This window comes from Mycobacterium sp., assembly GCF_052145595.1.
Taxonomy (GTDB): Bacteria; Actinomycetota; Actinomycetes; order Mycobacteriales; family Mycobacteriaceae; genus Mycobacterium.
In genome coordinates, this window is sequence record NZ_JBKQOI010000148.1 from 1 (window position 1) to 11,819 (window position 11,819).

The 11,819-nt window shown below is 65.5% G+C and carries 11 protein-coding genes and 1 pseudogene; 7 read left to right on the plus strand and 5 right to left on the minus strand.

What is annotated here, in order from left to right; translation table 11 throughout:
• The 3 genes from ACLP4W_RS13275 to ACLP4W_RS13285 all read left to right on the plus strand — a co-directional run.
• On the plus strand, positions 1-341 hold a 341-nt coding region (locus tag ACLP4W_RS13275; RefSeq protein ID WP_442386578.1), incomplete at its 5' end, for an amidohydrolase family protein.
• 24 nt (positions 342-365) lie between these two features.
• Positions 366-1,634 (plus strand): amidohydrolase family protein, encoded by a 1,269-nt coding sequence (locus tag ACLP4W_RS13280; RefSeq protein ID WP_442386586.1) that lies wholly within the window; start codon positions 366-368, stop codon positions 1,632-1,634.
• A 540-nt stretch (positions 1,635-2,174) separates the two neighbouring features.
• Positions 2,175-3,449: a cation:proton antiporter gene (locus ACLP4W_RS13285; protein ID WP_442386579.1), complete on the plus strand. Its 1,275-nt coding sequence runs from the start codon at positions 2,175-2,177 to the stop codon at positions 3,447-3,449.
• A gap of 136 nt (positions 3,450-3,585) precedes the next feature.
• Here the strand turns inward: ACLP4W_RS13285 and ACLP4W_RS13290 are convergent, their stop codons facing one another.
• The 3 genes from ACLP4W_RS13290 to ACLP4W_RS13300 form a co-directional block, all read right to left on the minus strand.
• Positions 3,586-5,916, minus strand: coding sequence for an arylsulfatase (locus tag ACLP4W_RS13290; RefSeq protein ID WP_442386587.1), 2,331 nt, complete (start codon positions 5,914-5,916; stop codon positions 3,586-3,588).
• A gap of 449 nt (positions 5,917-6,365) precedes the next feature.
• On the minus strand, positions 6,366-6,554 hold the full coding sequence (locus tag ACLP4W_RS13295; protein WP_442386580.1) for a hypothetical protein: 189 nt from the start codon (positions 6,552-6,554) through the stop codon (positions 6,366-6,368).
• Between the two features lie 40 nt (positions 6,555-6,594).
• Entirely contained in the window at positions 6,595-7,074 is a 480-nt protein-coding gene (locus tag ACLP4W_RS13300; RefSeq protein ID WP_442386581.1) for a winged helix-turn-helix transcriptional regulator, read from the minus strand.
• A gap of 80 nt (positions 7,075-7,154) precedes the next feature.
• On the opposite strand from ACLP4W_RS13300, the gene ACLP4W_RS13305 reads away from it, so the two are divergent.
• From ACLP4W_RS13305 to ACLP4W_RS13315, 3 genes are read left to right on the plus strand one after another with little or no spacing between them, the layout of a single operon-like run.
• Entirely contained in the window at positions 7,155-8,279 is a 1,125-nt protein-coding gene (locus tag ACLP4W_RS13305) for an acyl-CoA dehydrogenase family protein (RefSeq protein ID WP_442386582.1), read from the plus strand.
• A complete protein-coding gene (locus tag ACLP4W_RS13310; RefSeq protein WP_442386583.1) occupies positions 8,276-9,250 on the plus strand; it encodes an LLM class F420-dependent oxidoreductase in 975 nt (324 codons plus the stop codon). Before ACLP4W_RS13305 ends, ACLP4W_RS13310 begins: the two co-directional genes overlap by 4 nt.
• A complete protein-coding gene (locus ACLP4W_RS13315; protein ID WP_442386584.1) occupies positions 9,247-10,269 on the plus strand; it encodes an NADP-dependent oxidoreductase in 1,023 nt (340 codons plus the stop codon). Before ACLP4W_RS13310 ends, ACLP4W_RS13315 begins: the two co-directional genes overlap by 4 nt.
• Before the next feature lie 120 nt (positions 10,270-10,389).
• Here the strand turns inward: ACLP4W_RS13315 and ACLP4W_RS13320 are convergent, their stop codons facing one another.
• Complete coding sequence (locus ACLP4W_RS13320; RefSeq protein WP_442386585.1) at positions 10,390-10,896, minus strand: peptidoglycan recognition protein family protein; 507 nt, start codon at positions 10,894-10,896, stop codon at positions 10,390-10,392.
• 357 nt (positions 10,897-11,253) lie between these two features.
• A pseudogene (locus tag ACLP4W_RS13325) lies at positions 11,254-11,634 on the minus strand (universal stress protein); the annotation flags it as partial.
• 13 nt (positions 11,635-11,647) lie between these two features.
• Between ACLP4W_RS13325 and ACLP4W_RS13330 the strand changes: the two are divergent.
• The coding region (locus ACLP4W_RS13330) for a sigma 54-interacting transcriptional regulator (RefSeq protein ID WP_442386588.1) at positions 11,648-11,819 on the plus strand (172 nt) is incomplete at its 3' end.

Sequence of the window (11,819 nt, forward strand, 5' to 3'; positions counted from 1 at the left end):
GTTACGTCGGTGCCAGCTTCATGCGACCCGTCGAGTGTGCCGAGCGCCACCGGATCGGCGTCGACCGGATCATGTGGGGAAGCGACTACCCGCACTTGGAGGGCACCGCTCCCTACACCCGGGAGGCGTTGCGCCACACCTTCAGCGGTGTCCCGACTGATGAGGTGGCGGCCATGGTCGGCGGGAATGCGGTGGCCGTCTACGGCTTCGACCTCGACGCCCTCGCACCCCTTGTCAACCGAATCGGCCCGACCGTGGCCGAGGTTGCCGAGCCGCTGGCGGCCGTGCCCGCCGACGCGAGCAGCACCGTCTTCGAGCCCGACCCCATCCGTACCTGGTAGCGCGAAAGGACCACCGTGACCCCCCTGAACAATTACGTCATCATCTCGGCAGACTGCCACGCCGAGCTGCCGACCGAGCAGTACCGCGAATACGTCGACCCCGAATACCGGGAGGACTTCGAGGCCTACCTGGCCGAGAAGGCTGCCGCCTCGCAGGCCGGTGGGTTCATCGACGAGCAGTTCGCCGAGCAGTGGTTCTCCGAGCATGGAGACGGCATCGCCGGCGGATGGGATGTAGCTCTGCGTGACAAAGAGCTCGACGGCGACGGGGTGGTCGGCGAGGTCATCTTCCCCGACGCCGACGCCGTGACCGGGGTCGCCGGGGCTCCGTTTGGGGCCGGCCTGGGCCAGTCGGGCGACCTCGACCCGGGCCGCGCGATGGCCGGGGCGCGGGCCCACAACCGCTGGTTGGCCGAGCTGTGCAGCCACAGCCCCGAGCGGCGAGCAGGGGTCGCGGTCGTGCCGATACTGGCGGACATCGACGCGGCGGTAGCCGAGGTCACTCGAGCGGCAGAGTCCGGACTGCGGGGCGGGATCCTGATCCCGGCGCGCTGGGTCGGCTACCCGCCCTACCACGACCGTCGCTACGACAAGGTTTGGGCCGCCTGCCAGGACCTGCAGATGCCGGTACACACCCACTCCGGTCCCGCCCCACAGGAGGAGTACGGAGGGCACCTGGGCATCTATGTAACCGAGGTGCGCTGGTGGGGAGCCCGGCCCCTGTGGTTCGCGTTGTGGTCGGGCGTGTTCGAGCGCTTCCCCCGGCTGCGCTGGGGCGTCACGGAATGTGGCGCGTTTTGGGCCAACGACCTGCTCTGGCTGATGGACACGCGGTACCTGCGTGAGCACTCGGCCAAGAAGATGAGCCATCTGATGGAGGGCGATCTGACGATGCCGCCCTCGGCCTACTTCGACCGGAATTGTTTTATCGGGGCTACCACCACGGAGCGCAGGGAACTGGCGCGGCGCTACGAGATTGGCGTATCGAACATGCTGTGGGGCAACGACTTCCCCCATCCGGAGGGGACCTGGCCGCACACCGGCGAATGGCTGCGTCGCTCCTTCTGGGACATTCCCGTCGAGGAGACCCGGCAGATGCTGGGCCTGGCAGCAGCCGAGGTGTACAACTTCGATCTGAGTGCCCTCGCTGCGCTGGCCCAGCGTATCGGCCCGACCCCCGAGGACCTAGGCCAGGACGATGCAGTGAGCATCCCCAAGTGGGAGGTGGCCCGCCGGGTCGGACGCCACTGGCTGACGGACGCGGAGCCGATACCCGATCTGGTGCAGAACTGAGTCGAATCCCCTTAGCTCCGCAACGTTGCCGTGCGTCTAGAAGATCGCCTAGCGATCTTTCCCGGGGCCGTTAGTCCCTGCGTGAGGTATGGAGCGTCGCAAGGGAGAGCATCGTCTTCGGCACCGACAACGATTGCGGCGTGCTGTTGATGCCATCAACACTTTCCGCGTATCCGCAGGTCATTTCGCGTCGTTTGGCGTCGTTTCGCGTAGTTAAATTCAACGTTTCCGCAGCTCACGGCCATTTCTAGGGGGGTTCGATTCCCGGCAGCTCCACCGAAAAGACGCTGGTCAGAGCCACAAGCTTTGGGCCAGCTCGGCAACGCTGACCACCAACGCATCAGCGTCCGTAGGGATTCCTATCATTTGTGTCGACCACGACATCGGCGTGCGGCTTTCGTTTTGTTCGCTGTTGAACCGCGCTTGGTGCGCTCGGGAAAGATATTTGCGAAACACCATGCCCGGGGGCGGCGGAACCCGCATGCTCATGGTTGACGACCCCCCAAGCCTGATCACTTCTCCGGAGCCTGCGTTCGAGTCATGGTCCTGACGGCTGTATTCGTAGTGCTCGTCTTTCTTTACAGCCTGGTCTCGCAGCGGCTGCAACGGACCGTCATCACCGCACCGATGCTGTTCACGGCCGCCGGCGCTGCGACGATCCTGCTGCCGGTAGCGGCACGCGAGCTGGTGCTCGATCGTAAGGTATTGCTTCTGATCGCGGAGCTCGGCCTGGTGATGTTGCTCTTTACCGACGCGAGCCGGATCAACCGATCGCTGCTGAAGGCCGGCCGCAGCCTGCCCATCCGTTTGCTCATTGTGAGCATGCCGCTGACCATCGTGTTAGGCGCCGTCTGCGCGATTGTCGTGCTGAGCGGACTGTCGTGGGGGGAAGCGGGCATTCTGGCCGCCATCCTCGCCCCGACCGATGCCAGTCTCGGCCAGGTGATCGTGAGCAGCCGACGAGTGCCGCAGGGAATTCGCCAGTCTCTCAATGTTGAGGCCGGCCTCAACGACGGCCTCGCTGTTCCGTTCCTGATGTTGTTTATCGTGCTTGCCGTTGCTGAGGAGCACACTGGGCCTGCGGGTACAGTGCTTGCCGGTTTCCTCGGAGAACAGCTTGGCTACGGCACGCTCATCGGAATTGGGATCGGCACCGCAGGCGGATGGCTCCTCGGCCTTGCCCACCGCACGCGCTGGATGGCTCCACCAATCGGTCAACTCGGCGTGGTAGCGCTGCCGTTGCTGTGCGTCATCGTGGCGGAAGAGACCGGGGCGAGCATGTTCATCGCCGCGTTCGTCGCCGGATTCGCAGTCCAATTCGGCTTCAACGCTGCGGGCCGGCACAGTGTCGAGTTCACTGAGCAATGGGGGCAACTGCTCAACTATTTCGTGTTCTTCTTCTTCGGCACCGTCGTGGCCGGCTATTGGGGGCATTTCACACCGGCCGTGCTGCTCTATGCCGTGCTGAGTTTGACAGTCGTGCGCGTGGCGCCTGTTGCGCTGGCGTTGCTCGGAACCGGTTTGAGCCGGGCGACCGTGCTGTTCATGGGCTGGTTCGGCCCCAGGGGGCTCGCGTCCATCGTGCTCGCGCTGGTGTACCTGGAGCACGAGGCAGGGTTGGCAGGCAACCCAACGATCCGACTTGCGGTGATGGCGACGGTGCTGCTCAGCATCTTCGCTCATGGCCTGACCGCGCAGCGCGGAATAAACCTGTATGCAAGGCGGATCGCGGCCCTCGACGAGACGTCCCCCGAGCACCAAGTGGTGGGGGATGATTCGCCCGAGCCGCCGCAGACGCCGCACGTCGGCACCTAAGGGCAACCGTGGGGTGATTGTTGATGCAGCGGGTGAACTGGTCAACCATTGGTCAAAGACCTAGGGCTGCACACCAGATCGGGCAACGGAGTTCGGCCCGGTGTCGAGCGTAGGCCGCCGTTGTGATAGCTGACAGCTACTGTTTGGCCATCGCGATGTTGATGCGATCCTCGGGTCTGATGAGGTGGTCGTGTCCGTCGTCGCCGATGTCGATCTGTACCCACTTGATCTCGCCGGTGAACTTGTTCCCTGACGCGCCATAGTCGGGGGAGGCAGGTGAGCCGGTATCGGCGCCAACGTCGCAGGCTTCGTCGGCCGAGTAGGCCATCGGCTGCGTCATCTCGACGCGTCCCTTGCCCGCGGGCTGGCCGTCGTAGTACAGCGTGACCTCGCCGCCCTTGGCCAATCCGCCCCCGTCGTAGGCGAATTCCATGCGCACCTGGTGCTCCCCGGCCGGTATGGGCTGGTCTGCGGTGATCATGAAGTGCTGGATGCCGAAGAAGTTGTAGCAATACTTGAGCCGGCCTTCATGGGCGTAGAGGCTCCAACCTCCGACCATGCCGCCTTGGGTGACGATGACCCCGCTGGCGCCAGGTTCGGGCACAACGAGTTGCGCGGTGACGCTGTACGACTTGTTCTTGACGTTCACCACGCAGTTCTCGCTGACCCGCATGCCGGAGAACAGCAGCTGGCTGTTTCCCCGGATGAGTTGGGGCCGGCCCGCGATGTCGGGGTTGATGCGCTCGAAGGAGCGGTCGTCGAGCGGCACGACGTTGTACTTGACCGCTTCGATGAGCCAGAGCCGCTGCAACTCGGCGAGCTTCTCGGGGTTCTCCTTGGCGAGGTCGCGGGCCTGGGTCCAGTCGTCGGGGCCGTAGAGCTCCCAAATGTCCTGGTCGAACGGCGGCGCGTCGACCAGCCACGGCGTGCGGTGTTTGGTGACCGCGGTCCAGCCCTGGTGATAGATGCCCCGGTTACCCATGATCTCGAAATACTGCACGTCGTGCGTCTCGGGGGCGTTGCTGTCACGCAGCATCGGCAGCATGCTGACGCCCTCGAGCGGAGCCTGCTGAATGCCGTTGACCGACGAGGGCGCCGGCAGCCCGGCCGCTTCGAGGATTGTCGGTGCGACGTCGATCACGTGGTGGAATTGGTTGCGGCACTGGCCTTTGTCCGTGATTCCGTTGGCCCAGTGCACGATGGTGCCGTTGCGGGTGCCGCCCCAGTGCGAGGCGATCTGCTTGGTCCACTGGTACGGCGTGCACAGCGCGTGCGCCCATCCCACCGCGTAATGGTTGTACGCGTTGGGTGTACCGAAATCATCGATCTTGGACAGCAGAAACTCCGTGGTTTCGATGCCGGGCAGCCCGTTGAGTGTGGTCATCTCGTTGAAGCAGCCGTTCGGGGTGCCCTCGGCCGAGGCGCCGTTATCCCCGATGATGTAGTAGATCAGCGTGTCGGCGAGGACACCGAGGTCATCGATCGCGTCGACAACCCGGCCGACCTCGTGGTCGGTCTGCTCCATGAAGCCCGCGTAGATCTCCATCTGCCGCGCCAGCACCGGCTTCAGCTCGGCGGGCATGTCATCCCACGCGGGAATTTCCTTGTGGCGCTTGGTCAATTCAGCGGTGGCCGGAATCACGCCCAGCTCCTTCTGCTTGGCAAAGATCTGCTCGCGCAGCACATCCCAGCCGGCGTCGAACTTGCCTTTGTACTTGTCGGACCATTGCTTGGGCACGTGGTGGGGCGCATGTGTCGCACCGGGGACGTAGTACATGAAGAACGGCTTGTCGGGTGCCAGCGCCTTTTGCTGGCGCACCCAGGTGATCGCGCGGTCGGCGAGGTCTTCGTTGAGGGTGTAGCCCTCCTCTGGTGTCTTGGGCGGCTCGACCGCCGTGGTGCCCTCATACAGCCCGGGGTAATACTGGTTGGCCTCGCCGCCTACGAAGCCGTAGAAATACTCGAACCCCGACCCGGTCGGCCACTGGTGAAACGGCCCGACCGGCGATACCTCCCAGGCCGGGACCTCGTGACACTTACCAAACTGTGCTGTCGAATAGCCGTTGAGCCGCAGCGTCTCTGGGAAGGGCGCCTTGTTCTTTGGCCGGATGCTGCTGTTGCCCGGCGCAGAGGTGGCCATCTCCGTGATCGCACCCATACCCACTGAGTGGTGATTGCGCCCGGTCAGGAGCGCTTGACGGGTCGGCGAACACAACGCCGTGGTATGGAAGCGATTCAGCTTCAGCCCACCGGCCGCCAGCCGCTCGGCCGTGGGGGTGTTGCAGGGGCCTCCGAATGCCGACGAGGCGCCGAAACCGACGTCGTCGATCATGACGATGAGCACGTTCGGCGCGCCCGCTGGCGGGCGCAGCATGGTGATCGGGGGATATCTCGTATTCGGATCCTTCGCGTCGTAGGTCGTCAGACCCACGCACTGGGAATCGGGGATCGGCAAGGTCTCCCGCATGACTGGCGGAGCCGCCTGAGCCGCTCCGGCAGGTGCTTCGCCATCGCCGTGACGAGGTGACAGTGAATCTGCCATGATCATCCCTTTCTCGAACGATTGTGAGGTGACCGACGCTACGCCCGTCGGGTGGCAAACAGGCGCAGTTCTCCTGAACTCTCAGCGGCCCAGCAAATGGCCCGGGAAGGTCGCCGACGCGGTGGCATTACGACCGTGGGGCGTATGAAGCCGGCAGCTCGCGGCGGTAGGCAACCCCTCTTGACGCCGTCAAGACCCGAGAACGAAACCGCAGGTAACGACCTGGACCGAGCCGGAACGAGGCGGATTGAACCGGCAGCTCAGAAGGGATATCGCCTGGTAGAGCATCGGTTTCGATTCCCGGCAGCTCCACCGAGGATCGATGCTGGCCAGAGCCACGAGCTCAGGCCGGTTTCGTTTTCTCATCCACCTCATCAACGTCTGTCGGCCCAGATCCTGGATTGTCTTGTGCCACAGCGCTTACGGCGGTGCGGGTCGCGGGTGTCGAAGGACTCGAGTAGATCAGTGATGTCGGGCCCTGTGGGCTGCTGGATGATTTCGGTAATGCCGTGGGCGGCGAGTTCGCTGACACGCCAGCCGATCTCGTCGGCCGAGCCGGTCACGGCTGTCTGGGCGACGGCCCCCCAGGTTCTCGCCGCATTGTCAAGCGCGCGATGCCGGCTGGGCGCGGAAGCCCGGTCCGGCTTCGGGTGTCACATTTCGCGCGGTGATCTCTTCGCCGCAGTGGGTGCAGGTCAGGCGTGGATCGGCGAACTGGCCGCAGGTGTGGTGGCGCAGCACAATCGGCGGCCCGTCTGGGTGCGGCAAGTACTCGTCCCCCCACCGCATGAGGACGACGATCGCTCCGAAGAGATCGCGGCCTGCGTCGGTGAGCCGGTACTCGTGGCGCACGGGATCCCGAGAATATGGCACCCGCTCGAGCAGGCCCACATTGACAAGCATCCGCAGCCGCGATGACAGCGTGGGCCGCGGAATGTTGAGGTTACGCGCGAGTTGACCGAAGCGCTGCACTCCGAAGAACGCCTCGCGCAGGATGAGGAGCGTCCAGCGCTCACCGACCAATTCGAGTGCCCGGCCGACCGACTCCGCTTCGAAGCGGTGGGACAGATCGGTCGCGACCATAGTTCAATAACTGTACCTGGTTCAATTGCTGAACCATAGGTGGTAACTTAATTGAACCACCACCGTTACCAGGAGCCCCGATGAATCACAGCGATTCCGAGATCCTCGCCGAGAAGATCGCGCTTTCGGCCCGCGAGATGTCGGCCGAGATCGACCGCGAGCGCCGACTTCCGGACGAGCTGGTAGCCCGGCTGCGCGAGGCCGGGCTGCTGCGCGCCACCATGCCGCGGGAGGTTGACGCACTGGAGCTGGCGCCCGGCCCGGCGCTGCGGTGCGCCGAAGCGGTGGCGCGCGGCGACACCTCGGCGGGATGGTGCGTGTCGATCGCGATCACCAGCGCGCTGCTGGTCGCCTACCTGCCCGCGTCGAGCCGCGACGAGATATTCGGCGGCGGAAAGGGTGTCGCTGCAGGTGTCTGGGCGCCACGCGGCACGGCGAGGTCGGTCGACGGCGGGGTGGTGGTGTCCGGGCGCTGGCCCTTCTGCAGCGGGATCAACCACGCCGACATGATGTTCGCCGGTTGCTTCGTCGACGAGCAGCGCGTGCCATCCGTCGTCGCGCTACCCAAAGACGACCTGCAGGTCCTCGACACCTGGCACACGCTGGGCCTGCGCGGCACGGGCAGCCACGACAGCGTTGCGGATGAAGTCTTCGTGCCCGCCGATCGCGTGTTCTCGGTGTTCGACGGACCGGCGATAGACCGGCCGCTGTATCGCTTTCCGGTGTTCGGGTTCTTCGCGTTATGCATCGGAGCGGCCGCGTTGGGCAATGCGCGGGCCTCGATCGACGACCTCGTCGAGCTGGCCGGCGGCAAGAAGGGGTTGGGCTCGACGCGCACCTTAGCCGAACGTCCGGCGACCCAGGCGGCGGTGGCCACGGCCGAGGCGGCGCTGGGCGCCGCCCGCGCGCAGTACTACGAGGCAATCGACGAGGCCTGGCGGGCCAGCCACAATGCTGACCCAGTGCCGGTGGCGATGCGCAACCGACTCCGTTTGGCGGCCACGCACGCGGTGCGGACCTCGGCCGACGTGGTGCGCAACATGTATGACCTGGCGGGTGGCAGCGCCATCTACGACGGTGCATCCCTGCAGCGTCGGTTCCGCGACGCGTTCACGGCCACCGCCCACTTCCAGGTCAACGAGGCATCGCGCGAGCTGCCCGGCCGACTCCTGCTCGACGTGCCTGCCGACGTGTCGATGCTGTGACCGGCATCGAAGTCGCCCTGCCGTTCTGGCTGGACCGGCCCGACCACGAGGCAATGGATGTCGCGCTGGCGGCGTCTGATGCCGGCTTCGACGCGGTGTGGATTGGCGAAATGGCCACCTACGACGCGTTCGCGCTCGCGACCGCGGTCGGGCTGCGCGCGCCGGGCATGACGCTGAAGATCGGACCGCTGGCCGTCGGCGTTCGCGGGCCGGTGACACTGGCGCTGGGAGCGAGTTCGGTCGCCTCACTCACCGGCAGCCGGGTCGACGTCGCATTGGGAGCCTCCAGTCCGGCGATCGTGACGGGCTGGCATGACCGTCCATGGGCGCACCACGTGCCGGTCATGCGCGAAACCATCGAATGCCTGCGGTCGATATTCATCGGGGCACGCGTCGAGTACAGCGGCCGGCACGTCAGCAGCAACGGTTTTCGACTGCGCGGTACGCGGCCCGATACGCGAATTGCGTTGGGGGCGTTCGGGCCTGGCATGATTCGCCTGGCAGCGCAGCACGCCGACGAGGTCGTACTCAACCTCGCTTCGCCAGCCCGGGTCGCGGAGGTTCGCGCTGCGATCGACGTCGCGGCCGTCGCGGCCGGCCGCGCCGCGCCGCGCCTCACGGTGTGGGTACCGGTCGCACTCAACCCGGGTGATGCCGCGCACGCCCAACTGGCGGCTCAGCTGGCCGTGTATCTCGGCTCGCCGGGCTACGGCGAAATGTTCAGCGCGCTGGGTTTCGACGACCTCGTCGTTAGGGCCCGCAGCGGCGCAACCCGCCGCGAACTGGCGGCCGCCGTCCCCGTCGAATTGCTCGACCGTGTAGGTGCTTTGGGCGACGCTGATCGAGTCGCGGCCAGGCTGAGCGCCTACCGCGCGGCCGGCGCCGACGGTGTCGCCATCGTGCCCTCCACCGCCGAAGACCCAGGAGGACCGGCGACCCTCCGAGCGCTAGCCGGGAGATGTGAATTGTGAACCTCGTCAACACCCAGTGCCGTTTGGCCAGTCGCCCGGTCGGCGTGCCCAAGCCCTCGGATTGGCAGATCGTCGACGAGCCCGCCGGGAGTCCGGCGGACGGCGAGTTCCTCGTGCGCGTCGAGTACCTGTCGGTCGATCCAGCGATGCGGACGTGGATGAACGCGGGGCGGTCGTATGTGCCGGCGGTCGAGGTCGGCGAGGTGATGCGTGCGGGCGGCATCGGGCGCGTGATCAATTCGCGTCACGCGGATTTCGCGGTCGGCGACGAGGTGTATGGCGTGTTCGGAGTGCAGCGTTACGCGCTCTCCGACGGTGGCGGCGCGACTCGGGTCGACACCACCCTCGCGCCGGCTCCGGTGCACCTCGGCGCCCTCGGCATCAGCGGGCTGACGGCCTACTTCGGGCTACTCGACGTTGGTCGCCCGCAGCCGGGCCAGACCGTCGTCGTCTCAGGAGCCGCCGGTTCGGTGGGCAGCATCGCTGGGCAGATCGCCCGGATCAACGGTTGCCGGGCGATCGGCATCGCCGGCGGCGCGGACAAGTGTCGTTGGCTGGTCGAAGAGCTCGGATTCGACGCCGCCATCGACTACAAGGCGGACGATCTGCGTGCCCAGCTAAAGACGCACGCCCCCAACGGCATTGACGTCTTTTTTGACAACGTCGGGGGAGAGGCTCTGGAGGCTGCACTGGCGCGGCTGGCTCGTAGCGCACGCGTCGTACTATGCGGTGCCATCTCGCAGTACAACGCGACCAGCGAGCTCCGCGGGCCGGCCAACTACATGCAGCTGCTGGTCGCACGGGCCTCGATGACCGGCTTCGTGATCTTCGACTATGCCGACCGATATGGGGAAGCCGTTGTGCAGCTGGCGAATTGGCTGCACAGTGGTGAGTTGCGTTCGCGTGAGCAGGTCATCCACGGCGACGTCGGCGACTTTCCCGAGGTCCTGTTGGCGTTGTTCCGCGGTCATAACGCCGGCAAACTGGTTCTCGCGCTCGACCCTGGGGTCGGACTTTAGGCTTCCGCGTATTCGCAGGTGATTTCGCGTAGTTTCGCGTTGTCAGTTCCAACGTTCCCGCAGGTCAGCGCGATTTCGGTAGTGGGTTCGATCGCCGGCAGCTCCACTGAGAAGCGCTGATCAATTGCCCGCCTCGATAGCCGCGACTCTTGCGGCAGCGTCAGGTCCACAAAACAGCGGGAGGTCCACCGCGCCAGCGGCCAGCAGGTCGTCAATGCGGCGTTTGAGGTCACCTGAGGAGAGATGGGTATAGAGATTCGCACCCGGGCAAGAAGTCTGGGCTAGGTCCCGATGGCCCGCCAGTGTGCTGGTCGCGATCCCAAAGTTCTGGGCAGCCCAGGCGAACGCGAGAGCGGCTCCGTGAAGCTGGGCCTCCGACACGCCCTCTTGATCGAAGTCTCCTTCACAGAGAACAAGGAAGTGGCCTGTTGTGTCGTAGCTTGTCGCAGTGTCGCCTGCAATCTTGGGGCTCCGCAGTTCGTAGATGTTGCCGTTGCGGTCGACGCCGACGTGATACGCGATATCGATCCATCCCTGCTGGTCTTGGTGATACCGCTGGTCTTGGCGCAAGTGGCCTGGGGCATTGCGATTGTCGCCGAGTACCACGGCCTCGTGGTGGAGGGTCATACGGGTGATGGAGTGGGGCCGTCCTCCGGAGCGGGCGGGCCGGGCGCCCCAAGCATCTCGGCACAGCAACTGTGCCGAAGTGACGCTCGGGGCCCTTGGGGGCGGGGCTGTCGGTCCAGCTGCCCTCGTCGCAGCAAGATTTGGCGAAGGTGGCCTCGGGCCAGTCGCAGACGCCGAGACAGAGTCCATTCGTGGCTTGCTTGAGCAGGCGCCGACGGTGGACGCCAAGCCGACGCTGCCGGCCAGCCAAAGCAGCTGACGGCGGCTGACGAAATCAGGGCGTTCATCGGGCCGGTCGGGCGCGGGCGCGTCCATGGCCCTCACGATACGGACGCAATCCTCGCTTGAGGGGTGCCGTCAGGACTGACGCGCCACGATCACAGGGATCCTGGCCCTGTTGACCACCGCCGCCCCGACCGAGCCCAGCAACATGCCAGCGAACCCGCCGCGGCCGTGGCTGCCGACCACAATCAGTTGCGCCCGTTTGGACGCCTCGATCAGCGGACTCGCCGCATCACCAGCTTCGATTTTGCGAAGGACCCGCACGTCGGGATAGCGTTCCTGCCAACCCGCTAGCCGTTGAGCAAGCGTCTCCTCCTGGTCCGATAGCTGAGCGTCCCAATTACAGTTCGGGAACAACTCTTTGAAGTCGGAAACCCGCGGATCAGTCCAGGCGTGCAGGGCCATTAAAGCGACACCTCGTCGTGACGCTTCGTCGAATGCAATCGCAGTCGCTGCTAGCGGCAAAGAAGTGGCCGCGCGCGCCATCCATGCCGCTAGCCGCCGTCCCGGCTCCCGAATGGTGGCCATCAACTGCGCGGCGCTTCCCGACAATCTGCTCGAAGCGGAATTGTTCGGGCACACCAAGGGCGCGTTTACCGGAGCCATCAGCGCGCGCACAGGTCTGTTCGAACAAGCCAATC